This is a genomic window from Streptomyces sp. NPDC048417, assembly GCF_040651615.1.
GTDB lineage: Bacteria > Actinomycetota > Actinomycetes > Streptomycetales > Streptomycetaceae > Streptomyces.
In genome coordinates this window covers 390,818-417,790 of record NZ_JBEZKI010000002.1, presented here as the reverse complement: position 1 = coordinate 417,790, position 26,973 = coordinate 390,818, and the positions used below count along the sequence as shown (strand labels likewise).

The window sequence follows — 26,973 nt, the reverse complement described above, 5'->3', positions numbered from 1 at the left end:
CCTGCCCCGCGTACGGCTGGTGCATCGATCACGCGTTCTTGAAGCCCTGGTCGACCTGGGCCTTCTCCACGGTGCCGGTGTCGGCGCCGACCCTGTCCAGCAGCACGATGCCGACGGCGTTGTCGTGCACGGACGCGGCGAACACCACCACCGCGATCACCAGGCCCAACACGTCAACGGCCAGGCGCCGCGCTTGCGGCCCGGATGCGTGAGCCGTCCCGAGAGAGGCCATGACGCGCGTCCTCGTTTTATCGCCGCCGGCTTCGACATATCCGTCGGCACTGCCCACGCTTACGTCACCACCGTCGAGGCGGTGCGTTTGTTCGGGCAGGGAGCGGGACCGCCGGAGGTGGCCCGCAGGTTACGGGTTTCGCGGAAGTCGGCATACGCCTGGCAGACTGCCTGGCGGGCAGGCGGCAGAGCGGCCCTGATGTCCAAGGGAGCCGGTGGCCTGCCGTGCCGGCTCAGCGATGCCCAGGCCGAGCGGTTTCAAGCCGAGTTGGAGGCTGGCCCGGCCGCACACGGCTGGAGCGAGGACCAGCGCTGGACCCTGGCCAGGGTGGTGGAGCTGATCAACAGACACTTCGGGTACCGGTACACCCCGCGCGGTGTGTCCTACCTACTGCACCGGCTGAGCTGGTCACCGCAGGTCCCCGCACACCGGGCTGCCGAGCGGGATGAGCAGGCTGTTGCTGCGTGGCGGACGGAGCTGTGGTCACGGGTAAGAAGTTCAAGTCTTTTCGGACTTGAGGACAGTGTTTTCGCTGGTCAGGAGTAGGGACGGTGGTTCTGTGGGAGTCGTGACCTGTCGTGTCGTCGCTCCCCGGGAGGTTGTGGATGCCGTCGGTTGTCGGACTGCTGGAACAGCACGAACTCGCAGCTCGCTGTCGGGTCGACGGGTTGCGTGAGGAGGCCGACCGTATCCAGGCCGAACTGGCCGTGGCCGAGCTGGAATGGCAGGAGTGGGTGGTCGCCCGCAGGCAGGTCGATGCGGTGCTGGCTCCGGACTGCGGCAGCACCGCCGACACGCAGGACGTGCCGGATCCGCGGGCTGCGGGCGGGCCGTCGGCGCCCCGGGAATCGGCGAAGCCGAAGTCGCAGGTGCCGGTGCGGCGTGAGGGGCTGGCCTGGTCGGTGCTGTCGGTGGACTACCAGCGCATTCTGCAGGCGCTCTCGGACCGGGACCGGCTTCATCAAGGACCGCTGACCTGCCAGGAGCTGGCCGCCGTGTTCGGCCTGGACGTGGTGCCGGCCAAGGTGGAGGCACTGCGGTCGAAGGCGAAACGTCTGGTAGTGCGGGGCTGGCTGGCCGAGCGGCAGCCGGGGCGGGGGCGGTTCACCCTCGCCCAGAGTGTGGCCGGGCAAGGCGGCGCGTCATGAGCAGGATCATCGACCAGTAGATCATCGCCTCGGCACTGGTGGTGCGGCGTTCGTAGTCGCGGGCCAGGCGGCGGGTGCGCATCAGGTGGGCGAAGAGGCGCTCGACGATCCACCGTTCGGGCAGGACCACGAAGCCACGCATGTCGTCGCTGCGTTTGACGATCGCGAGGACCAGGGCGAGCGTGGCCAGGCAGTACTCGACGAGGGGGCCGGTGTAGCCGCCGTCGGCCCAGACCAGGGCGAGACGGTGGTGCGCGTCGGCCACCCGCTCGAGCAGGACCTGGGCGGCGGCGCGGTCGCCGGTGTCCGCGGGGGTGACCATCACTCCCAGCAGCAGACCGAGGGTGTCGACCACGACGTGCCGCTTGCGCCCGTTGACCAGCTTGCCGCCGTCAAACCCACGGCTGTCGGAGCCGACGACGGCGTCCGCCTTGACTGCCTGCGAGTCGATCACGCCTGCCGTCGGCTCCGCATCCCGCCCGTCCCTCTCGCGGATCCTTGCGCGCAGCCGGTCGTGGAACTCCTTGACCAGGGCGTGGTCGCGCCAGCGGCGGAAGAATGCGTATGCCCGGTCCCACGGCGGGAAGTCGGCGGGCATCGCCCGCCACTTGATGCCGTTGTCGACGAGGTAGCGGATCGCGTCCAGTATCTGCCGGTGGCAGTACGCCTCCGGCTGCCCACCCCGGCCGCGCAACCAGCCGGGCACCGGCAGCAGCGGCCGGATTCCCGTCGCCGACAACCCGGCCCAGCAGTTCTCGGACGTGAACCGGGGGCGGCTCCGCCGCCTGCGATGCGCCACGATCGGCCATGCATGAGCTCGCCAGGTGTAACCGACGCGTTCAAGCCAATCGACAGAAGTTAATAAAGAGTAAATAGGGCTCAAAAAACCCATTCGGCCACACCTAGTCGAACCGCGTCACCCGGGTGCGCCAACCGCCGAAGTCCCTTGCACTCATGGCGACTTGTCGCCCAGCTCTTTACGCATTCATGCGTTTGGTAAATGTTTCACTTGACTCTTACCTTGCCTTTGCTTGGTATTTAACGGCCCCCGGGGCTCGCTAACCCCGTGCTGACATCCATTGATGTGGCACATATCGACCGTCACTGACCAGCTCCAGGCTGGCTGACTCGATGCCGGGTGCACTCACCATGGCATGGCCGGATACACCTCTCCTTCTGATCTCCACACAGAGATCACATGAAGGAGGGGTGATGCGCGTTCGAAGGGCAGGTGCGCCGCCGGGCGTACCGGGAAGATCACCTCTGCGGGGGCGGGTGCGCCGGATCTCCGGCTCGCTCGCATTCGTGCTGATCGCTGAGGCTGCACTGTTGGCCACTGCCGGCACAGGCACCACCGCGGTCGCCGACGACTCGGCCGCCAGTAGCTCGTCGGCCTCGTCGCTCGGTGCTGCCGAGGCACATGACGAAGCGTCGGCTCTGCTCATGGCCCGGTTGCAGAACCGGAGCATTGAGGTGCTGTCGGAGCGGACCAGCGCCGCGACCACCTGGGCGCTGCCCGACGGGGCACTGCGGACCGACACGTACGCCGGTCCCATCCGCGTGAAACAGGACGGAAAGTGGCAGGACATCGACACCTCCCTCTCCGACACCGGCGACGACCTCCAGCCGGAGGCCGCTGCGGCCGACATCGCGGTGTCCGACGGCGGTGACCAGCAGCTCGCCTCGGTGACCAAAGGCAAGGAATCCTTCGGTTTGGGCTGGCAGGAGAAGCTGCCGAGCCCAAAGGTAAAGGACGACACGGCCTCCTACGACCTGGGCGACGGCCAGACTCTGAAGGTCACCGCCCTTGCGCAGGGCTTCTCGGAGAACATCGCCCGCACTCAGCAGTCCGACGCGGCGGTGACCTACCGGATTCCCCTGGATCTGCAGGGTCTGAAGCTGTCCCAGGCGGACTCCGGTCACCTTCTGCTGAAGGACGGCGACGGAAAGCTGGTTGCCGAGGCCCCGGCACCTATGATGTGGGACTCGTCGAAGAACGACGCTTCCGGCGAGCCCGAGCACACCCAGCAGGTGGACACGAGGATCGAGACCGCGTCCGATGGTTCGCAGACCCTCGTGCTGGCCCCGGACAAGGACTTCCTGGCCACCGCCACCTATCCGGTGACCGTCGACCCCACCTCGACGCTCGCGGTGACGACAGACACCTGGGTCCAGACCCCCGACTACCCCGACTCCCAGGTCTCCTCGGCCGAGCTGAAGTCGGGCACGTACGACGGCGGAACGGACAAGGCCCGCTCCTACCTGAAGTTCGACGTGTCGAAGTTCAGCGGCAAGCACATCCTGGACACCAATCTGGCGCTGTACTCGTACTATTCGTCGACCTGCTCCACGTCCGGTGCGGGCACGCAGGTGCGGCGCATCACGTCGTCCTGGTCGTCGTCGGACGTGACCTGGTCCACCCAGCCGTCCACCACCACGACCGACGCCGTGACGAACAAGGCGGCACTCGGCTACTCCTTGTCCTGTGCCGCTGGAACGATGAACTTCGATATCGACGGCATCGTCCAGGCGTGGGCCGACGGATCGGCCAACTACGGCCTGCAGATGCGGGGCGCTGACGAGACCGACTCCACCACCTGGCGCCGATTCCGGTCGGCGAACTACGTCTCCGGCGACAACTCGGTGGAACCGCATCTGTCGGTCACGTACAACTCCTACGCTGTGAACGCTTCGGCGGCCGTCGCCCCTTCCGTGGTAAACGCGTACAACGGGAAGCGGTACGTCACGTCGCTGACCCCAACGCTCACGGCCAAGGTCACGGACGCGGACGGCAGTTCGGTCAAGGCGCAGTTCGAGGTCACGGCCGACCCGGCGTACGCGGACACCACGTACTCGTACACCGGCACCTCGTCGTCGGTCTCCTCCGGTTCGACGGCGAAGCTCACCGTGCCCTCCGACTCCGCGTTCCCGGCGGCGAAGCACCTGCGGTTCAGGGTCCGCGGCTATGACGGCACGGACTACGGGTCCTGGTCCGGCTACACCGCCTTCGCTCTCAACACCGGACTGCCCGCGGCCCCGGCGGTCTCCTGCGAGACCTACGACGAGCAGACCTGGACCGCCAAGTCCGACTCGGCCGTGGACTGCACGCTGGACACCTCGTCCGCGGACGGCCAGGGCTACTACTGGAGCCTGGACGACTCCAACGCCACCAGCAGGGTCGACGACACCACGGACGGCAATGGCGGTGACCCGCTCACGGTCAGCATCAACCCCGACAACGGCTGGCACACCCTCTACGCCAAGACGGTCGACTCCGGCGGCAACCTGTCGGCGGCCACCACGGCTTACACGTTCGGGGTGGGTGCCGACGGCGCTGCCGTGACCTCTCCGAAGGAGGGCACCAGTACGGCACGGCGCGTCACACTGAGCGCCCGCGGCAAGACCAGCTACACCTCGGTGACCTGGTACTACCGCCCGGACGGTGTGGACGACTGGGTTCAGGTGCCGGCGGGCGACGTGGTGACCGCGAGCAGCGGCGCCGCCGTGACCTGGCCTGTCACTGTGACCGACGGCAAGGCCACGGACGTGATCTGGAACGTCGCCGCGACCCTGGGCGTGGACACCGACCTGGACGTGCGCGCGACCTTCACCGACGGCACGACGCCGGGCAACACCCAGAGTGTCGGGCTGACGCTCGACCGGGCGGCGGGCGCCGCCCCACAGAAGAAGGTCGGCCCTGGGCAGGTGAATCTGCTCACCGGCAACTACACCATCTCCGAGACCGATGTGTCCCTGCTGGGCCTGACCGCCCAGCGGACGGCGGCGTCCCGTGTCCTGAGCGACGACGTCGACTCCGACACCCTTGTCCCCGTCTTCGGCAACGGATGGGTCGCCGGTCAGGGAGCCGACGTACAGTCCGCCCGGTACTCGCGCATCGACGAGCTGAGCACCAGCAGTATCCGGTTGACCGACATGGACGGCGAGACCGTCGACTTCACCAATGGCACGAGCGGCTGGACGTCCAGCGACGTCACCGACGTGACACTGACCGGCACGGTCACGGGAACCAGCTTCACCCTGACCGACAGCAGCGGCACCGTCGCGACCTACACGCAGCCGTCCGGCTCGACCACCGCCTGGTTGCTGGACACCGTGGCCGACACCTCCGCCACCGACGAGATCGACGTCTCCCAGGCTGTGATCAGCGGTGACTCCGTCCTCGCCCGCCCGAAGTACGCGATCACCGGCAGCGGCACGGTCTCGGCGAAGGACTGCTTCACCGACCTGACCGTCGTGGGCTGCCGGGCACTGGAATACGTGTACGCCGACTCGACCACGGCGACCTCCAGCACGGACGGCGACTACATCGGCCGGGTCAAGAAGATCAACCTGTGGGCCGCCGACCCGGGCGCCTCGAAGGCAACCTCCACGGCGGTGGCCGCCTACGCCTACAACACGTCCGGACTCCTGACCCAGGCATGGGATCCGCGCGTGGCATCCGCTCTGAAGACCACCTACGGCTACGACTCCGACAGCAGGGTCACCTCGTACACGAAGCCGGGCCAGCTCGCGTGGACCTTCACCTACGGCTCCGTGGGTAACAGCGCCACCGCCGGGGCCGGCATGCTGCTCACGGCCTCCCGTCCGGCGCTCGCCGCAGGATCGGCCTCGTCGACCGACGGCACGAGCGTGACGACCGTGGTGTACGACGTCCCGCTCAGCGGCGGCAGCGCCCCGCGTGAGATGACGAGCAGCGATGTCGGATCCTGGGGACAGAGTGACCGTCCCACCGACGCATCCGCCGTGTTCTCCGCGGACAACGTCCCCACCTCCAGCCTGGGTTCGGACCTGAGCTCGTCGAACTACCGCCTGGCCACCGTCTCCTACATGGACGCGGCCGGCAACGAGGTCGACACCGCAACTGACGGCGGACACCTGAGCAGCAAGGACTACGACGCCTACGGCAACGTCGTCCGCGAACTCACCGCAGCCAATCGCGAACTGGCCCTCGGTACCGCCGACGGCGCCGACACCGAACTGGCACGTCTCGGCATCTCCGGATACTCGACCGCCGATCGGGCCGAACGTCTGTCCACACGCCGCGTCTACAGCGACGACGGCACCGAGGAGAAGGAGGAATACGGCCCGCTGCACCGGGTCACCCTGCAAAACGCCCTATCGGGCGGCGTGTCGGACGCGAAGCTCGCGGCCGGCACGGAGATACCCGCGCGCAAGCACGCCACGTACACCTACGACGAGGGACGCCCGGCCGATTCCGACACCCAGGGTCTGGTCACCAGCACCACCACGGGCGCCTCCGTCGGCGGATACCCTGCCGACGCAGACAAGGTCACGGTGTCAACGGCGTACGACTGGAGCAGCGGGCTGCCCACGAAGACGGTCACCGACCCGAGCAGTCTCGCCCTCGCCACATCCGCCACTTACACCTCGTCCGGCGACACCGCGACCAGCACCGTCCCCGGCACGAGCGCCTCCCAGGGAGTCAAGTCCACCACGACGTACTGGAGCGGCAGCGGCAGCGGAGACTGCTCAGGCCACCCGGAATGGGCCGGCTGGACGTGCCAGGTCACCACGGCATCCGTGTCCGGCAGCGCGTCCGGCGAGGCCGTCACCAAGACGGTCACCTACGACCGCTGGGGCAACCAGGCGAAGGCGACCGAGACGTCCTCCGCAACGTCCCGGGTGACGACGTACACCTACGACGGCGCCGGACGTTTGACCAAGACGTCGGTCTCCGGTGGCACGGGTACGACGACCCCCGACACCACGCGTACGTACAACGAGTCGAACGGTCTGGTCTCCACCGTCGCCACCAACGGCAAGACGTCAGCCTACGGTTACGACAAGCTCGGCCGAGTCATCAGCTACAACGACGGTTCGGGCAACACCGAGGCCACCTCGTACGACGCCCTGGACCGCAGGACCAAGGTCAGCGACAGCGTGCCGTCCAGCACCAGCTACACCTACGGCACGACGACAGCCGGCGACTCGGTCGTCACGGTCACCGACTCCGTCGCAGGCACCTTCACCCTGACGCACGGAGTCGACGGCCGCCTGGAGTCGGGCAAACTCGCCGACGGCAGCACGCTCGCCGTCGCGTACGACGAGGCCGGCAACACGACGGCCCGCACGTACGCCGCCTCCGACGGCACGACGGAACTCTCCGACAACGCCTCCTACACGGTCCAGGACCAGCGCGCCCACGAGAGCAGAACTGCTGGGACCACCTCGGTCCTCGACTACACCTACGACCGGGCGGGACGGCTCACACAGACGGCCGTAAACGAAGGAACCACCTGCACAACCCGGGCCTACACCATCGACGACGCCGGAAACCGCACACAGTCGCAGACCACCACGGCGAACTGCGCGGACGGAACCAACTCGACGTCATCGACGGCCACCGCCTCGTACGACGCCATGGGACGTGCCGGCGCACTCACCTACGATGCGCTCGGCGAGGCCGCCCAGCTGGACGACGGCACCGCGGTCGGCTACTTCACCAACGGCACCGCGTACCAGACGACCAAGGGCACGGACCGTGTCACCTGGTCCCTGGACGCCGAGGCCCGCCCGTCCGTCGCCACAGTGTCCAGCAACGCCACGGGCACGTGGACGCAGGCGTCCCTCACGAGCACGCACTTCGGCGCGGGAACATCGCTCCCCTTGTGGAGCACCGACGGCACCACGGTGGTTCGCTGGGTGACCGATCCGGAGGGCAACCTGCTGGCCACGACCGGAGCGACGAAGAACGTCGTGTTGCAGCTGACCGACCTTCACGGCGACGTCGGCGTGGAACTCTCGACGAGCGACGCAAGCGCCACGGTCCACTCGTACACGGAGTACGGAGAGACGGACGCGTCGGCCCGCTACGGCTGGTTCGGCAACACCCTGCTCGCCGACCGCCAAAGCAGCGGCCTCGTCCTGGTCCGCGGCAGGCTCTACCAGCCCGCGGCGGGCCGCTTCCTGCAGCCCGACACCGACAGCGCCGCCTACACGACGTACACCCTGGACGACGCGGATCCGGTGAACGCCATCCGCCCGACCACCGCCCCGCAGTGAGCGGCTGATCGCCGGCTGACCGGCCGCCCACGTCCTGAGCACGGACGGCGGGCGGCCGGCCGGCGGCCACGGGAACTTCACCGCAATCACCGGACAGAGAGACAACTTTGCGCACGAAGAGACTCGCCGCGCTCCTGGCAGGAGCCCTGGCATTCACCGCGGTCACCACGGGGCACGCCTTTGCCGCAGCGCCCACCATCCTCACCGCCTGCGATCCGGGCAGCAGTTGGACAGCCTGGAGCTACACCCACAAGGCGTACGTGATCACACACGAGAACGACAAGTACAACAACACCGGCATCACTCGGACGTACACCATTACCGAAGAGGTCGAGACCGTCGTAACCGCGGGCGCCGAGGCCACCTTCAACACGTCGGAGAAGACCAACGTCGTCATCGGGAAGATGGAGGTGGCCGTCGGACTCAATCTGCACTACGAACACGCCCACACGTCGAAGTCGTCCGTCACGTCGAGCTTCAGGATCCCGTCGAGCGATCACCTGTACATCTTCTACAACGGCACCCGGAAAGCGTGGGGCAAATGGTCGCACTTCCACTGTGACTCCGCGCAGAGCTGGCACACCACCGCATACAAGAAGGTGAAGAGTTTTGCGGGATCCAGCGATGGATCCATCCGATGTGACAAGTCGACCACCAACGGCCTGGCCAAGCTGGCCAAGAAGAAATACTGCTTCTGAGGAGGAAGCTGTCGTGAAAAATAGATCATTCCAACGGCGAGCGGTGGCTTCCCTCGCCGTCCTGAGCGGCCTGGTCCCCCTGGTCGCAGGATGCGCATCCTCGCAGGACGGGAAGAGCACGACGAGTGTCTCGGCCACGCCGAAGGCTGAGAACCCGGTGCAGGAGTGGACATGCGCCGAAACCACGTACCACTGGGGCAAATTGTCCGAGAGCACGCCTCTCGTAGCAGCCTCCCAGGTGGTTCGCGTGACTTCAGGCAGCCATCTCGGTCTCACCACCTACGCGGCCATTCCCGTACGCCACGTCACGGCTTCAGTCGAGTCGAGTGGGAAACTCGACGCCCATGCGATACTCGCGTCACTCCGCGCGAAAATGGACCGTTCCGACCTCGCCGAAGCCGGAAAGACCCTCCCTATCCCCGGAAAGGAGGGATTGTTCAGCACTGACCCGGGGAACACAAAGGGCGACTTCGTCGGATACCTCGGGGTCCATGTCGTGACAGCAGACTTCGCCTATGGGTGCGTCAGCAAAAAGACCGGAAAGAGCGCCCCGGCGTACGGCACCGTGACGACGTGGTATCGGCCTATCCAGGGCGAGTTCAAGTGCGGTATCGACATGAAACTCAACGACGCCGCACGCGAAGCGCATGCTCTCCTCTGTGGCGAAAAAGCCGCGCAGGGCGAGTGACTCCGGTTCCGGGACACCAAAGAAAGTAGGGCCCGATCGGGCGTCGCCTTTCAGAGTGGTTCCGGACGCTGACACAGCGTCCGGAACCATCTACTGCACTTGCGCCCGGGCTTCGATCACTCGTCGGGAGGCCCGTTGGACGGCCGGCTTCCCGAGCCCGATCTTGCTCAGGGCCCTGACCTTCCCCTCGTAGCGTAGAGGCCGTGACTGCAGGGGAAGTTGAGGGTCATGGCGGGGAAGAGGCTGAAGTTCGACGCGGAGTTTCGTGAGGGGGCTGTGCGGATCGTGGCGGAGACCTGCAAGCCGATCCCGCAGGTCGCGAAGGACCTCGGGATCAACGAGACGACGCTGGCCATCTGGGTGTCGAGGGCACGGGCGGCCGGCAAGGCCGGTCCGACGGGTGAGAGCGAGGAACTTGCGCGGTTGCGACGGGAGAATGCCCAGCTCAAGAGGGACAACAAGGAGCTGGTCATGGAGCGTGATGTCCTCAAACGCTGCATGGTCCTGTGGGTGAAGTAGCTGTTGCGGACCCGGCGGCGCTCGTCGGGGTGATCAGCGACCAGAGGACCGATTTCAAGATTCCGCATCGCACCTCCTGTCGAGCCCTGGGGGTGTCGGAGGCGTGGTTTACAAGTGGCGGCGCAGACCGTCCGAGCCGACGGAACGCGAGGTCAGACGGGCACTGCTGGCCGAGCGGATCTCGTACTTCTTCGACCGATCGGGCCGGCCGCAGCTACGGCTCGCCGAGGATCACGCTGGATGTGTGGGAGGAGGGCTGGCAGGTGTCGCAGAACACCGTCGCCGACCTCATGGCCGAGCTCGGCCTGCAGGGCCGCAAGCCGCCACGCCGCCGGCGTTCGCTGACCCGTCCCGGGAAGCGGAAGACGGCACGTGACCTGGTGCTGCGCAGGTTCGACGCGATCACGCCGGACATCTTGTGGTGGGGCGACATGACCGAGATCGACACCGACGAGGGCAAGCTCTACCTCGCGAGCGTGCACGATGCGTTCTCCCGCCGGGCCCTGGGCTATGCGATGGGCGACCGGCACGACACGAGGCTGGTCAGCGCCAAACAAGACCGGGCCGCACAACCAACGTCTCTACGAAATCTGGGGATTGACATAAGTGGGCACCTTTCAAAGGGGTGTGTCCCGTGTGCCCACACATCACGTTCACAAGCGCGTTGCGGGGTGACCACGGGGGCGGCTCAGCACTGGCCGTCGCGTTCCGCTCCTGCTGCCGAGTGGCAGGCGTCGCCGAGGAATCGGGCGGGGCCGCGAGACCGGAGTCGACTCGACGTTCTACGGTGGCCCGATGCGGAACGATCGACGCGTCCGCCGCCTCGTGGTGGACGGGACTGTCTGGTACTGGACTGTCCGGCAGCGGGTGAGACCTGACTACGCCGACTGCCGTCTGACGATCTCTTTCGTCGCGCAGGCGCCGAGGCGGGGTGCTCGACGCCGATTGTCCCTGGTCTTCGCTCCGGGGCCGGACAGGATCGTTTCGAACTCGTACTTCGAGGCGGGCACGGTGGTGCGCCTGCCCGACCGCACCTGGTTGAACCTCTACGAGCCGGGAACGGCCAGGCGCCTGCTCGATGCCGCGGCGCCCGTCCTGGACATCCGGCCACTGGAGCAGAACCTCGAAGTGGACGGCTGGCCCCACTTCGCCGCGGTCGTGGACCATTTGGACGCCACCGGATCCGACTGAAACCGAGCGAGCCGGGGCGCTTCGGCAGCCTTCGACGACGGTTTCCCGCTCGGTCTGCTGAGGCCGGGCACCATCACTCAGTGCCGGCAGGCGTCCTTGCCGCCGTCCCGTTCGGTGCCGACCGATACCGAGTAGGCGAGGCCCGTGCCGGTCTCGGGCTCGGGCGAGAAGCCGAGCGGGGTCGGCACCTGCTGCTGGACGTCGACCTCCGGCCCAGGGCCGTCCCCACCGGCGTCTCACCGTCGGCCGCTGACCGCGCGGCGATCATCCGAGCTGCTTCTACTAAATTAGTAATTAATCTTGACACGGTTTCGGCCACAGGACACAGTCATCGCCGTGACGTCGTAGGCCTCGCCCGCGGAGCGGCCCCGCGTCTCGTTCTCCTGCTTCCCACTCTCCGGGAGAGGTACGTGACTTTGCACCCGCCCGTACACAGATCCACGCACCACCGGTTCACCCGGGCCGCCCTCGCGGCCGCGATCGCGGCGGTCCTGGCCGCCACCGTGGCCCCCGACGCCGTCGCCGGGACGGCTGTCGACCAGGGCGCACCCGACTACTACGACAGCGGCCTCGCGCCGACTCCCTACATGGGATGGAACACCTACTACGGACTGGGCGCGCCCACCGAGAAGGAGGTGCGCTCCGTCGCCGACCGGCTGGTGAGCAGCGGTCTGCGCGACAGCGGATACGACATCGTGTGGCTGGACGGCGGCTGGCAGGCCGACAACCCCCGTGACACACAGGGGCGGTTGACGGCCAACCCGGACCGCTTCCCGTCCGGCATCCCGGCCCTCGTCTCCTATCTGCACAAGCGCGGACTGCGGGCCGGCATCTACACCGACGCCGGCGCCTACGACGGCGGCAAGAGCTGCGGCCTCGGCAGCCGCGGCTACTACGACCAGGACGCACGGCAGTTCGCGAGCTGGAAGATCGACGCGATCAAGGTCGACTTCCTCTGCGGGATCGGCGCGAAGCTCGATCCGGGGCCCGCCTTCAAGGAGTTCAGCGACGCGGTCGCCAAGTCCGGCCGCACGATGCTGCTGAACCTCTGCAATCCGCTCACCGACGACTGGGGCCTGCCGCACACCCCCGAACAGGACGCCCACAACACCTACGTCTACGGACCGGCGACCGCCGACTCCTGGCGCACCGGCACCGACATCGCCTGGGGCACCCCGAGCCCCGGACAGTGGCCGAACGTGCTGCGCAACATGGACGCCAACGCCTGGCACCCGGAGGCGCAGGGCCCCGGTCACTACAACGACCCGGACTACCTCATCCCGATGCGGAAGATGACCGACGGGTCGTACGAGCTGACGCAGGAGGAGTCCACCAGCCAGTTCGTGATGTGGGCCGAGATGGGCTCGCCGCTGATGCTGGGCTCCGACCCGCGGACGCTGTCCGACTCCATGCTCGCGACCCTGCGCAACCCGGAGATCATCGCCGTGGACCAGGACCCCCTCGCCGTCCAGGGCGTACGGGTCGCCACCGACTCGGTCGGTGACGTCTACAGCAAGGTGCTGCGGGGGCGCGGACAGCGCGCGGTCGTCCTGCTCAACCGGTCCGACCAACCCGCCCAGCGCACCGTGCAGTTCTCGGACACCGGCCTCGGCGGCCCGGTGCGCGTCCGTGACCTGCGGACACGTGCCGACCGGGGCACGCACACCGGGTCGTACACCGTCGAGGTCCCCGCCCACGGCACCGCGTTCCTGAAGCTCATCGGCGCCGACGCCCTGCCGGGCACCGACCTCGGCGTGACGGCCACGGCGAGCCCGGCCGTGGCGAGCGGCGGCGCCACGTTCTTCCGCGGGCCGCACGGCTCGCTTCTCGAGAAGGCGGACGGCAGGACGCAGGACCTCGGCGGTCCCGCGCAGGGGAAGATCCTCGGCCAGCCCGCCGTGTACGCCTCCGCCGGCGGCCGGATCGACGTCTTCGTGCGTGGCGCCGACTCCCGGGCCTACCGGAGGGTGTACGCCGACGGCCACTGGGGGCCCTGGCAGTCCCTGGGCGGGCGGTTGACCGACGCCCCGTCCGTCGCCTTCACCGACCCCGCGCACTGGACGCTGTTCGCGAGCGGCGCCGACGGCACGGTCGTCCAGCGCGGGCCGTCGTCCGGTTGGTCCTCGCTCGGCGCGCCCGGTGACCGGCAGGTGTACGGCCGCCCGTCCGCCGTCGTCGACGCGCAGGGGCGCGTCCATGTCGCCGTACGCACCGCCGCCGACGACGTGTGGACGCGGACCCGGGACACCTCGGGGCAGTGGTCGGACTGGACCTCCATCGGCGGGACCGTCAGCGGCAGCCCGACCCTGGTCGCCGCCGGGGACGCGGTGCTGCTGTACGTGCGGGCCGCCGACTACACCCTCTGGCAGCAGCGGTACAGCGACGGCGCCTGGCAGGGCTGGAGCAAACGGCAGGAGTTCCCGAGCGCGGCCTTCGACGGTGCGCTCGGCGCGGCAGCCGGCCCGGACGGAGCCGTCGACGCGGTCTTCCGCGGCGTCGACGGCCACGTGTACCGCACCCCACTCAAGTGACTGAGGAAACAACCATGGTCAACCATCAGCCCAGCCGACGCCGGTTCCTCGCCGGACTCGGTGCCACCGGGACGGCGGCACTGCTCAGCGGCTGCGTCACATCCACCTCCTCCAGCAAGGGCTCCTCCAAGGGTGCGGTGACCCTCCAGTCCAACCTGTCCGCCCCGCAGGCCAAGGCCGCCATGGAGGACCTGGTCGCGGCGTACGGGAAGAAGGGGTCCGGCAAGGCCGGTCTCAACACGGTCGCCGCCGAGACCTTCCGCACCCAGCTGCCGACCTACCTCACCTCGGCCAACCCGCCGGACGTGTACACCTGGTATCCCGGCTCGGTGGCGGACGCCTACGCGAAGAAGAACCTGCTGCTCGACCTCGACGAGGTGTGGACGTCCTCGCCCGACCTCAAGCGCTACTCCAAGGCGCTGAACTCGCTCTGCACCGCGACCTCCGGCAAGAAGGTCTTCGTGCCCAACACCTACTACTGGTGGGGCATGTTCTACCGGAAGTCCAACTTCGCCAAGTGGGGCGTGAGCGAGCCCACCAGCTGGGACGGCTTCCTCGACCTGTGCGACAAGCTCAAGAGCAAGGGCATCGCCCCGATCGGGCTCGGCGCGGGCGGCAACACCCCCTGGGTGGCGTCGGCCTGGTTCGACTACCTGGACATCCGGATCAACGGCGCCCAGTACCACCGTGAACTCCTCGCCGGGAAGCACCGGTTCGACGACCCCGAGGTGCGCAAGGTCTTCGACCGCTGGCAGGAGGTGCTGCCGTACTTCGACCCGAACGGCACCGCCGTCGCCTTCCAGGACGCGACGACCTCCCTGCTCAACGGCCGCACCGGCATGATGCTCATCGGCACCTTCTTCGCCGACGCGGCACCCAAGAGCGCCCTGGACGACATCGACTTCTTCCGCTTCCCCGTCATCGACTCCAATATCCCGCTCGCCGAGGAGGCGCCTGTCGACGGCTACTTCGCCAGCGCCCGCACCGGCCGCCGCGACCAGGTCGTCGACCTGATGAAGTACCTCGCCACCGCCGAGGCCCAGGAGATCTACATCAAGGGCTCCTCCGGCACCGTCCTGCCCTGCAACCCGGACGCCAAGGACGCCGGCACCGCGCTGGTGAAGAAGGGCCGCAAGCACGTGGACGCGGCCGCCGAGATCACCCAGTTCTTCAACCGGGACTCCAGTGACGCCCTCCAGCCCACCGCGGACACCGCGCTCACCAAGTTCTTTGCCAAGCCCAAGTCGATCGGGAGCATCCTGACCGACTGGCAGCGGGACGCCGAGAAGATCTGGAACGCCTGACATGGTCGTCCTGACCGCGCCCGACCGGAAGTCCCCGGCCCGCCTGCCCATGAGCGGCAAGCGGGCCCGGGGGCCCCGGCGCACGCCACCCCTGGTCCTCGCCTTCGTCCTGGTCCCGCTCCTCGCCGAGGCCCTGTGGGTGTTCTGGCCCGCCCTGCAAGGGTTCTACCTCGCCCTCACCAAGTGGGACGGCGTCTCCCCGCCGCAGTTCGTCGGGCTCGGCAACTTCCGGGAGATGGCCCATGACGACGTCTTCCGCAGCGCGGCCGGCCACACCGTGCTGTGGTTGGTCCTGTTCGGCGGCCTGTCCGCCCTGCTGGGCCTGGCCGCCGCCCTGCTGCTCCAGCAGGAGCGGCGCGGGGTCGGCTTCTACCGGGCCGCGCTGTTCCTGCCGGTGGTCTTCTCGCTGGTCGCCACCGCCCTCGTCTGGCAGGCGATCTACCAGCCCGACGGCGTCCTCAACCAGTTGTTGCAGAGCGTGGGCCTGGGCAGCCTCCGGCACGCCTGGCTCGCCGACCAGGACACCGCCCTGTACGCCGTGATCGTGCCCGCGCTGTGGCGGCAGATCGGCTACGTGATGGTGCTGTACCTCGCCGGTCTCAAGGGCATCGACCCGGCGCTCTACGAGGCCGCCAAGGTCGACGGCGCGAGCGCCCTGCAGCGCTTCCGGCATGTCACGCTGCCCCAACTGCGCAGTGTCAACGCGGTCGTTCTGTCGGTCATCGTCATCGACTCGCTGCGTTCCTTCGACGTCGTCTGGTCACTCACCCGCGGCGGCCCCTACCACTCGTCCGAGCTGCTGAGCACCTACATGTACTCGACCGCCTTCCAGTCCCTGCGACTCGGCTACGGCTCCGCCCTGGCCGTCGTCATCTTCGTCCTCGCCTTCGGGGTCATCGCCTCCTACCTCGTCCGTGCGTTCCGGGAGGCCGACTGATGTCCGCCAACTCCACGGCACTGCGCCGCAAGCGGGCCGCCACCGCCGGATTCCACCTGGGCGCGGGCGCGCTGGCCGTTCTGTGGCTGCTGCCCATCGTGCTGGTCCTGGTGACCAGCCTGCGCACCTTCGACGACATCGCCGCCCATGGCCTGGGCAGCTGGCCGCACTCCTTCACCCTGGCCAACTTCGGCCAGGCCTGGTCCGACGGCGGCCAGCAGCAGGCCCTGATCAACAGCCTGCTCGTCACCATCCCCTGTGTCCTGGTGACCCTGGCCCTCGCCGCGATGGCCGCGTTCGCCCTCAGTCGCTACGAAGTCCCCTTCCGGCGTTCCCTGTTGCTGCTCATGCTGGGCGGCAATCTGCTGCCGCCGCAGATCCTGCTCATCCCGGTGTCCAAGCTCAGCGAGGTGATGGGCGTCTACGACACCCTGCCCGCGCTCATCGGCGTGCAGATCGGCTTCGGCGTCGGCTTCTACGTGTTCGTCCTGCACGGGTTCATGCGGTCGATCCCGGTCGAGATCCAGCAGGCGGCGGTCGTCGACGGCGCCGGGCCGTGGCAGATCTTCTGGCGGATCATCCTCCCGCTGGCCCGCCCCGCCCTGGCCGCCCTCAGCGCCCTGTCCTTCACCTGGATCTTCAACGACCTGCTCTGGGCGATCACCGTCCTGCGCAGCGACACCAAGATGCCGATCACGGCCGCGCTCATCGGACTCCAGGGCCAGTTCGTGTCGATGTGGAACGTGATCGCCGCCGGGTCGGTCATCGCCGCCGCGCCCACGGTCGCCGTGTTCCTGCGCTTCCAGCGGCACTTCGTGGCCGGCCTCAACCTGGGAGCGGTCAAATGACCCGCACGCGCTGGACCCTGCGCACGGAGAACACCTCCTACACCGTCCGTATCTCCCCGGACGGTCCGTGGGCCGAGCTCGACGCCTGGGGCCCGCTCGGCGTCGAGGACGGGCCCTCCGCCCTCGACTGGTCCCACCGCACCCACTTCATCACGCCCGCCGACGCGGCCCCGGCCGAGTATCTGCCGTACGGGCTGCGGCCGTTCACCGGCTCCGAGCTGATCGCCGGCCCCGGGCGGGGCGTGTGGTGGGAGTTCGACGGCGCGCAGGAGACGGAGGGTGCGCTGCGGCTCGCCTTCACGGACGGGACGACCGGGCTGCGGACGGTCCTCTGCTACGAGACCGTACCGGGCACCGATGTGATCCTCCGCTGGGCCGAGTTCACGGCCAGGGAGGAACTCCGCCTCGAGCGGCTCGACTCGGCCGCCGTGAACATCCCGGTGGCCGGCCCGGCCGGGCTGACCTACCTCTGCGGGCAGTGGTCGCAGGAGTTCCAGCTCACCCAACTCGACCTGAGCCGGGGCACGTTCACCATCGGCAGCCTCCAGGGCGCGCCCGGGCACGCGTACGCGCCCTGGCTGGCCGTGCAGAGCGGGGACGCGGCGTACGGCATCGCCCTCGAATGGCCCGGCAACTGGCACATCACGGCAGAGGCCGAGCCCGGCGGCGCCGTGCGGGTCCGCGCCGGACGGGTCCCGCACGAGGGCGCCGTCCTCATGGCGCCGGGGGAGACCCTCAAAACCCCCCGTCTCGCCTGCGCGTTCAGCCCGGACGGCCTCGACGGCCTGGCCCGGGTCTGGCACCGCTACGAGCGCCACCTCACCGGTGACCGGCTGCACCGCCCCCGCAAGGTGCTCTACAACTCCTGGGAGGCCACCGGCTTCGACGTCGACGCGGCCGGGCAGCTGGAGCTGGCGAAGGCGGCTGCGGACATCGGGGCCGAGCTGTTCGTCGTGGACGACGGCTGGTTCACCGGCCGCGGTGACGACACCGGGGGACTGGGCGACTGGTACCCGGACCCGCAGGCGTTCCCGCAGGGTTTCGACCGGTTCGTACAGGAGGTCCGCGCCCTCGGCCTGGACTTCGGGCTGTGGGTCGAGCCGGAGGCGGTCAGTCCCGGCAGCCGGCTGTACGCCGAACACCCCGAGTGGGTCTACCGCATCGACGGCCGGCCCTCCCGTCTGGTCCGCAACCAGCTGCTCCTCGACCTGGGCCGGACCGATGTCCAGGAGTTCGTCATCGGCACCCTCGACCGGCTGCTCGGCGACCACGACATCGGCTATCTGAAGTGGGACATGAACCGCCCGCCCACCGAGCGCGGCCGCCCCGGTGCCGGCCCCGTCGACCTGGACGCCGAGCACGTCGCCGGATACCTGCGCGTCCTCGACCACCTGCGCACCGCCCACCCGGACGTCACCGTCGAGGGCTGCGCCGGCGGCGGCGGCCGGATCGAGCACGCCACCATCGCCCGCACCGACGTCGTCTGGCCCAGCGACAACACCGCGCCCCTGGACCGGCTGCGCATCCAGCACGGCTTCCTGCACGCACACGCCCCGCACCTGATGAGCTCCTGGGTCACCGACGCCCCCGGAATCCTCGACCCGCGCCCGCGCAGCCTCGCCTTCCGCTTCGTCAACGCCATGTGCGGGGTCCTGGGGATCGGCGCCGACCTGCGCGCCTGGACACCCGGTCAGCAGGCCGAGGCCGCCCGGTGGATCGCCCGCTACAAGGAGGTCCGGGACGTCGTCCACCACGGCGAGGCCCGGCTGCTGGGCACGCCGGACGACACCAGCTGCGGAGTGCAGTACGACCATGGTGACCGTACCGTCGTCGCCGCGCTCGGCACCGGCCGCGTCGACGGCGCCCCGCTGCTGCCCGGCCGCCCCGACCGGCTCCGGCTGCGGGGCCTGGACCCGGCGGCGCGCTACCAGGACACGGCGACGGGAACGACGTACAGCGGAGCCCATCTGCTCCACTACGGCCTGCCGTTCGCCTGGAGCGCCGATCACGATGCCGACCTGGTGGTGCTGACCCGCCGGTAGGACGCATATGTTTCCAGCAGCTCACCCTCTAAGGAGCCCGATGGACCAGTCCGTACGACGGTACGGTGCCCGCTTCACCGGCCGTACCGCCGTGGTGACCGGAGCCGCCTCCGGCATCGGCGCCGCCACCGCGGAACGCCTCGCCCGGGAGGAGGCCGCCGTCGTCCTCGTCGACATCGCGGACGAACGCGGGCAGGCCGTGGTGGACGGGATCACCAAGGACGGCGGCCAGGCCCGGTACGTGCACGCCGATGTCGCCGACGAGGACGACTGGGCCCGGATCGTCACCGCCGCCCACGCCTACGGGCCGGTCGACGTGCTCGTCAGCAACGCCTACACCGTCGACGTCGTACCCGCCCACGAGATGTCCCTGCAGTCCTGGCAGCGGCAGCTCGCCGTCAACCTCACCGGCAGCTTCCTCGGCGTCAAGGCGGTGCTGGCCGACCTGCGCGCCCGCCGTGGGGCCGTGCTGCTCACCTCGTCGGTGCACGCCCACGCGGGCATCCCCGGCCACCCCGCCTACGCCGCGACCAAGGGCGGTCTGCTGTCCCTGTGCGGGCAGCTCGCCGTCGAGTACGGGCCCGAGGTGCGCGTCAACGCGGTGCTGCCCGGGCCGATCCTGACCGGGGCGTGGGACCGGGTACCGCCCGAGGAGCGGGAACGCAGCATCGCCGGAACGGCCGCCCGCCGGTTCGGCACGCCCGAGGAGGTGGCCGCGGCGATCGCGTTCCTGTGCGCCGACGAGGCCTCCTACATCACCGGGTCCAGTCTGCTCGTGGACGGCGGCTGGAGTGTCGTGAAGGCCTCCGCCTGATGCCCTTTGAACAGAAAGGCTGTACGACATGACGCCCTACGCCCGCCGCGGTGTGCACGGCCAGACCGTGGAGGCCCTGGCGCGCCGCATCCTGGGCGGTGAGATCCCGGAAGGGGCCACCCTCGACCTGGTGGCGCTGCAGAGCGAACTCGGCGTCAGCCTCACCGCCCTGCGCGAGTCCCTCAAGGTGCTCGCCGCCAAGGGCATGGTGGACGCCCGCCAGAAACGCGGCACCTTCGTGCGCGCCCGAGCGGACTGGAACCTGCTCGACGCCGACGTGCTGCGCTGGCAGTTCGAGGGTGCCGGTACGGCCGACGCCGACCGTTCGCTGCTGCACAACCTCGCCGAGGTCCGGGCGATCATCGAACCGGCCGCCGTCCGGCTCGCCGCCCAGCGCCGCACCGAGGCCGACCTGGTGGCCCTGGAGGACGCCCTGGACGCCATGGGACGGCAGGACGCCGCCGACCCGGGCCACGCCGTCGACGCCGACCTCGCCTTCCACCGCGCCCTGCTCGCCGCCACCCACAACGAACTGCTCGAACGCATGGAGATGGTGATCGAGTCCGGACTCGCCCACCGCGACCGCATCGTGCACAGCTCCCCGCACAGCGAGCCCCCCGTCCCCGCCCACCGCGCCGTCCTGGACGCCGTCCGCGACCGTGACCCGGCGGCGGCCGAGCGGGCCATGCGTGCCCTGCTCGACCAGGCGGGCCGCGACCTGGCCCGGCTCGATGGCACCGACGACGACCCGAAAGGCAGCGGCGGCCAGTGAAGATCGACCGAATAGAGACCTTCCTCGTCCCGCCACGCTGGCTGTTCTGCCGCGTCCAGACCGACGAAGGCGTGGTGGGATGGGGTGAACCCGTCGTCGAGGGCCGCGCCGAGGTCGTGCGCGCGGCCATCGAGGTCCTCGCCGAGTACCTGGTGGGGCAGGACCCGCTGCGCGTCCAGGACCACTGGCAGGTACTCACCAAGGGCGGCTTCTACCGGGGCGGTCCCGTCCTGTCCAGCGCCGTCGCCGGACTCGACCAGGCCCTGTGGGACATCGCCGGCAAGACCTACGGCGCGCCCGTGCACGCCCTGCTCGGCGGTCCGGTACGCGACCGGGTCCGGGTCTACGCCTGGGTCGGCGGCGACGAACCGGCCCAGCTCACCGAGCAGGTCGCGGCCCAGGTGGAGGCGGGCTTCACCGCCGTGAAGATGAACGCGGCCGGGGCCACCTCGCCGATCACCACGGCCGCGGAGACCGCGGCGGTGGTCGCCCGGGTGGCGGCCGCCCGGGACGCCCTCGGCCCGGACCGCGATGTCGCCGTCGACTTCCACGGCCGCTTCACCGCCGCCAGCGCCCGCCGCGTCCTGACCGAACTCGCCCCCCTGCACCCGCTGTTCGTGGAGGAACCCGTCGTCCCCGAGCAGGGCCACCTGCTGCCCGGCCTGGTCACGGCGAGCCCGGTACCGCTGGCCACCGGTGAACGCCTGTACTCCCGGTCCGAGTTCCTGCCCGTCCTCGCCGCCGGCATCGCGGTCGCCCAGCCGGACCTGTCCCACGCGGGCGGCATCTCCGAGGTGCACCGCATCGCCTCGCTCGCGGAGACCTACGGCGCACAGCTCGCCCCGCACTGCCCGCTCGGGCCCATCGCGCTGGCGGCGAGCCTCCAGGTCGCCTTCGCCACACCGAACTTCCTGATCCAGGAGCAGAGCCGGGGCATCCACTACAACAAGGACGCCGACCTCCTCTCCTACCTGGTCGACCCCGAACCCTTCCGGTTCGTCGCCGGGCACGCGCGGCGCGGTGACGCCCCCGGCCTCGGCATCACCGTCGACGAGGCGGCCGTACGCGCGGCCGACCGGGCCGGCCACAACTGGCGCAACCCGGTGTGGCGGCACCCCGACGGCTCGTTCGCGGAGTGGTGATGGACGTCGTCACCGACCTCGCCCACGGCGGCCGCTGGACCTCGCTGCGCCACGGCGGCCGCGAATGGCTGTGGTGGCGCGAGCTCGCCGAACGCGACGGTGTGGCACCGGGCGACGCGTTCGTGGACGCGGGGGGACTGGAGGAGTGCGTCCCCACCGTGCGCGGCACCCCCGACCACGGGGACGCCTGGTCCCGGGCCTGGACCCGGGAGGGGGGCGGCGAGCGCGTCCACTGCGAACACTTCACGCTGACGCGCAAACTGAGCGGCACAGCCGACGGTGTGCAGGCCGACTACGTCCTGACGGCCGAGCCCGGCTTCCGCTTCCTCTGGGCCGCCCACGCGCTGCTGGACCTCTCCGAGGAGGCCGTCCTGAAGGCCCGGTACGGGGCACCGACCCGGTTGTTCCCGGAGGCGGCGCCCCTGGTGAACCGTCCTTGGCCGGACGGCGCCCGCTGGCTGGAGGGCGTCTGGCCCGCGCCGCTGGGGCTGCGCCTGGACCGGTTCGGGCCGGACGACGGGACGGCGGCCGGGGCCGTGGTGGCGGCCGGCCGGTGCTGCGTGCACGACGACGGGGACCGGCTCTCCTTCGCCGTCGAGGCCGAGGGGCAGCCACTCTCCGTCGCCCTGTGGCGCAACCTCGGCGGCTTCCCGGTCGGCCGGCCCTACCGCAGTACGGGCGTCGAGCCCATGCTCGGCCGGGTCTTCGACCTCGCCGACGCCGGCCCGGACGACGCGGCCCGCGTCGGCGCCTCGGGCGAGGTCCGCTGGCGGCTCACCGTGAGCGCCGCCTGTCACTGCCCTTGAGCAGACACCCGACGCCCCTGGAGAAACCCGCACCCGCCGACGGTGACCGGCGCCGCTGAGAGTCCGAACCTCAGGAGGCGACTGGTGCGCCCTGATCCCCGAGCCGTGGTGGGCGCCCGACGCCCTCCACTGAAACCCGAACCGTAGAAGGAGCCCTGGCCGTGGATCTGCGAGCCGCCCTCACCTCCCGCCGACTGCTGGCCATCGTGCGCGGCACCGACCCCGACGCCGCCCTGCGCACCGTCCTGACCCTGGCCGAGGAGGGCATCGAACTGATCGAGGTGTCCCTCAGCGGCGCGGACGCCCTCACCGTCCTCGCCCGGGCCCGCAAGGAGCTGGGCCCCGACCGGCCGCTGGGCGCCGGCACCGTACTGACCGCCGCCGACGCGCGGGCCGCCCACCACGTGGGCGCCACCTTCGCGGTCACCCCCGGCCTGGGCGCAGGCGTCGACACCGCGCTGCACCTCGGCATGCCGGTCCTGGCAGGCGTGCTGACCCCCACCGACGTCATCGCCGCGCAGGCCCGGGGCGCGACCGCCCTGAAGCTCTTCCCCGCCGCCGAGGCCGGCGGAGCGGCCTATCTGAAGGCGTTGCGCGGCCCGTTCCCCGACGCCGTGCTGGTCCCGGTGGGCGGAGTCGACGTGCCCGCCGCCCGGGCCTACCTGGCCGCCGGGGCGACCGCCGTCGGCGTCGGCTCACCGCTGGTCGGCGACGCGGCCGACGGCGGCGACATCGCCGACCTGCGCGACCGGGCCCGGGCGTTCCGTGCCGCCGTGGCGGAGGACGGACACGCATGACGGCTCCCTGGCGGCCGGCACCGGGACGGGTGGTCTGCGTCGGCGAGACCATGGCGGCCCTGGCCCCCGACCCGCCCCGGCCGCTGGCCGAGGCCGAGCAACTGCGGCTGTCCATCGCGGGCGCGGAGTCCAACGTGGCCATGTACCTCGCGGACCACGGCATCCCGGCCTCCTGGCTCTCGGCTGTGGGCGACGATCCGCTGGGGCACCGGGTGCGCGCCGCGGTCGCCGCCACCGGGGTCGACGTCAGCCATGTACGGACCGACCCGCACCGGCCCACGGGCCTCCTCGTCAAGAACCCCGGCCCCACCGGAACCCGCGTCCACTACTACCGCACGGGCTCGGCGGCCTCGGCCCTCGGGCCCGGCCTGCTGGACGGCGAACCGCTGCGCTCCGCCGCCCTCCTGCACCTCACCGGCATCACCCCCGCCCTCTCGCCGTCCTGCCGCGACCTGGTGACCCGCGCCCTCGCCGAGCCGGCCGACGAACGGCCGTACGCCATCAGCTTCGACGTCAACCACCGCGCCGCCCTGTGGCCGGACGGCACCGCGCCCGGGACCCTGCGGGCCCTCGCCGACCGGGCCGACATCGTGCTGGTGGGCCTGGACGAGGCACAGCACCTGTGGGGCGAGGACCTGACCGTCACCGCCGTGCGGGACCTGCTGCCCGGTCCGCGGATCCTCGTCGTCAAGGACGGCGCCCGGGCCGCCACGGCCGTCACCGCGGACGGCTTGTGCACGGTGCCCGCGCTGCGTACGGCGGTGGTGGAACCCGTGGGCGCGGGCGACGCGTTCGCGGCGGGCTTCCTGGCCGGGCTGCTGCGCGGCGAGACGACGCCCCGGGCCCTGCGGCTCGGCCACATCACCGCGGTCTCCGCGCTCAAGGTGACGGGGGATCACGGTCCGCTGCCCGACGCGGCGGAGACCGAGCGGCTCCTCGGGCTCGCTGACGCGGAGTGGGAGCGGTACGAGGCCCGAAGTGGCGCGGACGACAAGGCTCCCCGACCGTTCGAAGTTAGTTAATCAAGGTGATGGAATAATCGGCGGGCCGTCGCTAGACTCGCCAGCGCGATCGGCGGGGCAAGGGACGGCCTCGTCGGTCGGGCCATGCCGACTGCGCGCGCCGGGCCGCGGGGCCGCGTGCCGGACCGAGGAGGGATGCGGCTGGTCGTGCTCCTGGAGCGGGGTCCGGTCGTGGGCTCCGCGCGGTGCGGATGGTGGTGGCCGTAACGGCGTTTCCAGGGCGTGGACGTCTGTTCGGCGATGTGATTCCCCCTTTGCGCGTTCGCCTGCGCGGCAGCCGAAGGCGTTCCCGCGGACAGCCCTTCCGTGGGCTTCGCCTTTCCCGGGTTCGGCACGGGTGGTACGGGCGTGCGCCGGTACCTGTAGGCGTGCGCCGGTACCGATAGGCAATGCGGTGGTGCCTGTAGGCGTGCGCCGGTACCGGTGTGCGTATGCCCTTTCGCGCGCCGAGTTGTGAGCGTCCCAGCACCCAATGGACAGCGAGGGAGCACGCGACCCGTCGGTCCGTGCTGCCTCCGATCTCTTGAAGAGGTGACACATGCTCCGAAGATTCCGACGATCATCGTTCTGGCTCGGTGGCGCGGCCTCCCTTGCCGCCGGTGCCCTGTTCGTTCTTCCCGGCACCGAGGGCGCCTCGGGCTTCACGGTCGGCGCCGATGCCGAGCCGGTCGCCGCCACGGCCGGTGCCACGACGCCCTTCGTGACGGTGGAGGCCGAAACCGGCACGCTCGGCGGCGCCGCGGCCGTCCGCTCCCTCAAGCCGGGGGCCACGGTGCCGTCGGTGGCCACCCTGGAGACCGAGGCGTCCGGGAACGCGCTGGTCGAGCTGAGGAACACCGGTGACTCGGTGACCCTGAAGAACGGCTCGGGCAGGCAGGCCGACAGCCTGGTGGTGCGCGCCTCGATCCCCGACGCGGCGGCGGGCGGCGGTATCGACGCGACGCTGGACCTGTACGTGAACGGCACCTACCGGCAGGCGATCACGCTCAGTTCCAAGCAGGCCTGGAACTACCGCGACGCGACCACCAACCCGGACGACCCCCATGCGGGCGGAATGCCGTACCGCTTCTACAACGAGTTCCCCGTCAAGGTCACCGGCGCCGCCATCCCGGCGGGCGGCACCCTCACCCTCAGGAAGGACTCCGCCAACACCGCCGCGGTCTACGACGTCGACTCGGTCGACCTGGAGCACGTCGGAGCCGCGCGGACCCAGCCGGCCAACTCGCTCTCCGTCGTCGACTACGGCGCGGACCCGAACTTCGGCACCGACTCGACCGCCGCCATCCAGAACACGGTCAACGCCGCCAGGACGCAGGGCAGGTCGGTGTGGATCCCGCCGGGCAAGTACCTGACGAACAGCCTGTCGGGCACGACGCTGAACTTCACCGGCGTGACGGTGGAGGGCGCCGGCATGTGGTACACGACGATCTACCGCAAGCCGCCGCTGCCGGCCACCTGGCGGTCGCAGATCCTGGTGGGCTCGGGCACCACGCTGCGGGACCTCCAGATCGACTCCAACGCCGTGTGGCGGGGCGTCGGCGGTTCCGGCGGCGCGGACTACGGCATCAACGCCAGCGGTGCCGGTGGCTGGCTGGTCGAGCGGATCTGGACGCGGCACACCGATGCCAACTGGCTCTCCGGCTCCAACGGCACGGTCCGGGACAGCCGGACCGCGGACTCCTACGGCGACGGCTTCAACATCAACAACGGCAACACGCCGAACCCGGACAAGCTGGGCTACCACATCACGGTCCAGAACAACTTCGCCCGGGGCACCGGCGACGACTCCTTCGCGACCTACTCCGACGCCGGGGCGAGCGGCACCAACGGCCAGGTCGACGGCGCGAAGATCCTCAACAACACCGCGATCGCACCCTGGTGGGCCAACGGCCTGCGGATCGCCGGCGGGCAGCACGTCGAGATGACGAACAACCTGGTCAACGGCGTGTCGTCCAACAGCGCCCTGGACATCGGCGTGTTCGGCGACACCGGCCACCCGCTGGAATCGGCCACCGTCAGCGGCAACGTCCTGATCGGCGGCGGCGGTTGGAACGGCGTCCGGCACGGGGTACGGATCAGCTCGCCGGCCAGTACCTCGCTGTATCCGGACGCCTACACGCACGTCACCCTGAGCGGCAACGTCCTGCGCGGGGCCTTCCGCGCGGGCCTCTACATCGACCGCAAGAACGTCGATGTGACGCTGACGGGCAACACGGTCGACGCTCCGGCCGACCAGGGGATCTGGATCGCGGCGGGGGTCACCGGCACCGGGACCTTCTCCGGCAACACGATCCAGAACCTGCGGGCAGGAAAGGCCGCGACCCAGAACGACTCTCCTTCCACGTTCCACATCAGCGGCTGAGAACGCCCCTTCCGGCCTCGTGGTCGGGTTCGTGCTCCCGTACCGGAGCACACTTCTCGGTCCCCGGGCGGGCCCT

22 protein-coding genes are annotated in these 26,973 nt (G+C 70.0%); 20 read left to right on the top strand and 2 right to left on the bottom strand.

What is annotated here, in order from left to right:
• Nucleotides 1–28: 28 nt before the first annotated feature.
• Nucleotides 29–232: a hypothetical protein gene (locus tag AB0D59_RS04485; protein WP_362560888.1), complete on the bottom strand. Its 204-nt coding sequence runs from the start codon at nt 230–232 to the stop codon at nt 29–31.
• Here AB0D59_RS04485 and AB0D59_RS04480 point away from each other — a divergent pair.
• On the top strand, nt 209–778 hold the full coding sequence (locus AB0D59_RS04480; protein WP_362560666.1) for a winged helix-turn-helix domain-containing protein: 570 nt from the start codon (nt 209–211) through the stop codon (nt 776–778). The two genes, AB0D59_RS04485 and AB0D59_RS04480, sit on opposite strands and share 24 nt — an antisense overlap.
• A 59-nt stretch (nt 779–837) precedes the next feature.
• The gene (locus AB0D59_RS04475; protein ID WP_362560665.1) at nt 838–1,380 is read left to right on the top strand and encodes a hypothetical protein; all 543 of its coding nucleotides are present in this window, start codon (nt 838–840) and stop codon (nt 1,378–1,380) included.
• Here the strand turns inward: AB0D59_RS04475 and AB0D59_RS04470 are convergent.
• Entirely contained in the window at nt 1,337–2,179 is an 843-nt protein-coding gene (locus AB0D59_RS04470; protein WP_362560663.1) for an IS5 family transposase, read from the bottom strand. The two genes, AB0D59_RS04475 and AB0D59_RS04470, sit on opposite strands and share 44 nt — an antisense overlap.
• A 530-nt stretch (nt 2,180–2,709) precedes the next feature.
• Here AB0D59_RS04470 and AB0D59_RS04465 point away from each other — a divergent pair.
• The 18 genes from AB0D59_RS04465 (at nt 2,710) to AB0D59_RS04380 (ending at nt 26,897) form a co-directional block, all read left to right on the top strand.
• Nucleotides 2,710–8,424, top strand: coding sequence for a DNRLRE domain-containing protein (locus tag AB0D59_RS04465; RefSeq protein ID WP_362560660.1), 5,715 nt, complete (start codon nt 2,710–2,712; stop codon nt 8,422–8,424).
• 107 nt (nt 8,425–8,531) lie between these two features.
• A complete protein-coding gene (locus AB0D59_RS04460) occupies nt 8,532–9,122 on the top strand; it encodes a hypothetical protein (protein ID WP_362560657.1) in 591 nt (196 codons plus the stop codon).
• A gap of 43 nt (nt 9,123–9,165) precedes the next feature.
• The gene (locus AB0D59_RS04455; RefSeq protein WP_362560656.1) at nt 9,166–9,810 is read left to right on the top strand and encodes a hypothetical protein; all 645 of its coding nucleotides are present in this window, start codon (nt 9,166–9,168) and stop codon (nt 9,808–9,810) included.
• A 228-nt stretch (nt 9,811–10,038) separates the two neighbouring features.
• Entirely contained in the window at nt 10,039–10,329 is a 291-nt protein-coding gene (locus AB0D59_RS04450) for a transposase (RefSeq protein ID WP_362560654.1), read from the top strand.
• Nucleotides 10,317–11,207 (top strand): IS3 family transposase, encoded by an 891-nt coding sequence (locus tag AB0D59_RS04445; RefSeq protein ID WP_362560651.1) that lies wholly within the window; start codon nt 10,317–10,319, stop codon nt 11,205–11,207. The genes AB0D59_RS04450 and AB0D59_RS04445 overlap by 13 nt, the downstream gene beginning before the upstream one ends.
• A complete protein-coding gene (locus AB0D59_RS04440; protein ID WP_362560648.1) occupies nt 11,125–11,520 on the top strand; it encodes a hypothetical protein in 396 nt (131 codons plus the stop codon). The genes AB0D59_RS04445 and AB0D59_RS04440 overlap by 83 nt, the downstream gene beginning before the upstream one ends.
• Nucleotides 11,521–11,936: 416 nt before the next feature.
• Nucleotides 11,937–14,051 carry a glycoside hydrolase family 27 protein gene (locus AB0D59_RS04435; RefSeq protein WP_362560881.1) on the top strand — a complete coding sequence of 705 codons (2,115 nt, stop codon included), beginning with the start codon at nt 11,937–11,939 and terminating at the stop codon, nt 14,049–14,051.
• 14 nt (nt 14,052–14,065) lie between these two features.
• Nucleotides 14,066–15,355 carry a substrate-binding domain-containing protein gene (locus tag AB0D59_RS04430; protein ID WP_362560645.1) on the top strand — a complete coding sequence of 430 codons (1,290 nt, stop codon included), beginning with the start codon at nt 14,066–14,068 and terminating at the stop codon, nt 15,353–15,355.
• A 1-nt stretch (nt 15,356) separates the two neighbouring features.
• On the top strand, nt 15,357–16,292 hold the full coding sequence (locus AB0D59_RS04425) for a sugar ABC transporter permease (protein WP_362560644.1): 936 nt from the start codon (nt 15,357–15,359) through the stop codon (nt 16,290–16,292).
• Nucleotides 16,292–17,140: a carbohydrate ABC transporter permease gene (locus AB0D59_RS04420; protein ID WP_362560642.1), complete on the top strand. Its 849-nt coding sequence runs from the start codon at nt 16,292–16,294 to the stop codon at nt 17,138–17,140. Before AB0D59_RS04425 ends, AB0D59_RS04420 begins: the two co-directional genes overlap by 1 nt.
• On the top strand, nt 17,137–19,182 hold the full coding sequence (locus AB0D59_RS04415) for an alpha-galactosidase (protein WP_362560639.1): 2,046 nt from the start codon (nt 17,137–17,139) through the stop codon (nt 19,180–19,182). Before AB0D59_RS04420 ends, AB0D59_RS04415 begins: the two co-directional genes overlap by 4 nt.
• 40 nt (nt 19,183–19,222) lie before the next feature.
• Nucleotides 19,223–19,996 (top strand): SDR family NAD(P)-dependent oxidoreductase, encoded by a 774-nt coding sequence (locus tag AB0D59_RS04410; protein WP_362560636.1) that lies wholly within the window; start codon nt 19,223–19,225, stop codon nt 19,994–19,996.
• 28 nt (nt 19,997–20,024) lie between these two features.
• The gene (locus AB0D59_RS04405; protein ID WP_362560633.1) at nt 20,025–20,768 is read left to right on the top strand and encodes a FadR/GntR family transcriptional regulator; all 744 of its coding nucleotides are present in this window, start codon (nt 20,025–20,027) and stop codon (nt 20,766–20,768) included.
• Complete coding sequence (gene dgoD, locus AB0D59_RS04400) at nt 20,765–21,910, top strand: galactonate dehydratase (RefSeq protein WP_362560631.1); 1,146 nt, start codon at nt 20,765–20,767, stop codon at nt 21,908–21,910. Before AB0D59_RS04405 ends, dgoD begins: the two co-directional genes overlap by 4 nt.
• The gene (locus tag AB0D59_RS04395; RefSeq protein WP_362560629.1) at nt 21,910–22,716 is read left to right on the top strand and encodes a hypothetical protein; all 807 of its coding nucleotides are present in this window, start codon (nt 21,910–21,912) and stop codon (nt 22,714–22,716) included. The genes dgoD and AB0D59_RS04395 overlap by 1 nt, the downstream gene beginning before the upstream one ends.
• 161 nt (nt 22,717–22,877) lie before the next feature.
• Nucleotides 22,878–23,513, top strand: coding sequence for a bifunctional 4-hydroxy-2-oxoglutarate aldolase/2-dehydro-3-deoxy-phosphogluconate aldolase (locus AB0D59_RS04390; RefSeq protein WP_362560627.1), 636 nt, complete (start codon nt 22,878–22,880; stop codon nt 23,511–23,513).
• Nucleotides 23,510–24,535, top strand: a complete 1,026-nt coding sequence (locus tag AB0D59_RS04385) for a sugar kinase (RefSeq protein ID WP_362560625.1) — start codon at nt 23,510–23,512, stop codon at nt 24,533–24,535. The genes AB0D59_RS04390 and AB0D59_RS04385 overlap by 4 nt, the downstream gene beginning before the upstream one ends.
• Before the next feature lie 538 nt (nt 24,536–25,073).
• The gene (locus AB0D59_RS04380; protein WP_362560622.1) at nt 25,074–26,897 is read left to right on the top strand and encodes a glycosyl hydrolase family 28-related protein; all 1,824 of its coding nucleotides are present in this window, start codon (nt 25,074–25,076) and stop codon (nt 26,895–26,897) included.
• Nucleotides 26,898–26,973 lie beyond the last annotated feature (76 nt).

Bases quoted from the DNA above. Each gene is read 5' to 3' on its own strand.
- AB0D59_RS04485 (WP_362560888.1), bottom strand. From the start codon at position 232: ATGGCCTCTCTCGGGACGGCTCACGCATCCGGGCCGCAAGCGCGGCGC.
- AB0D59_RS04475 (WP_362560665.1), top strand. From the start codon at position 838: ATGCCGTCGGTTGTCGGACTGCTGGAACAGCACGAACTCGCAGCTCGC.
- AB0D59_RS04450 (WP_362560654.1), top strand. From the start codon at position 10,039: ATGGCGGGGAAGAGGCTGAAGTTCGACGCGGAGTTTCGTGAGGGGGCT.
- AB0D59_RS04440 (WP_362560648.1), top strand. From the start codon at position 11,125: ATGCGGAACGATCGACGCGTCCGCCGCCTCGTGGTGGACGGGACTGTC.
- AB0D59_RS04430 (WP_362560645.1), top strand. From the start codon at position 14,066: ATGGTCAACCATCAGCCCAGCCGACGCCGGTTCCTCGCCGGACTCGGT.
- AB0D59_RS04425 (WP_362560644.1), top strand. From the start codon at position 15,357: ATGGTCGTCCTGACCGCGCCCGACCGGAAGTCCCCGGCCCGCCTGCCC.
- AB0D59_RS04420 (WP_362560642.1), top strand. From the start codon at position 16,292: ATGTCCGCCAACTCCACGGCACTGCGCCGCAAGCGGGCCGCCACCGCC.
- AB0D59_RS04415 (WP_362560639.1), top strand. From the start codon at position 17,137: ATGACCCGCACGCGCTGGACCCTGCGCACGGAGAACACCTCCTACACC.
- AB0D59_RS04410 (WP_362560636.1), top strand. From the start codon at position 19,223: ATGGACCAGTCCGTACGACGGTACGGTGCCCGCTTCACCGGCCGTACC.
- AB0D59_RS04405 (WP_362560633.1), top strand. From the start codon at position 20,025: ATGACGCCCTACGCCCGCCGCGGTGTGCACGGCCAGACCGTGGAGGCC.
- AB0D59_RS04395 (WP_362560629.1), top strand. From the start codon at position 21,910: ATGGACGTCGTCACCGACCTCGCCCACGGCGGCCGCTGGACCTCGCTG.
- AB0D59_RS04385 (WP_362560625.1), top strand. From the start codon at position 23,510: ATGACGGCTCCCTGGCGGCCGGCACCGGGACGGGTGGTCTGCGTCGGC.
- AB0D59_RS04380 (WP_362560622.1), top strand. From the start codon at position 25,074: ATGCTCCGAAGATTCCGACGATCATCGTTCTGGCTCGGTGGCGCGGCC.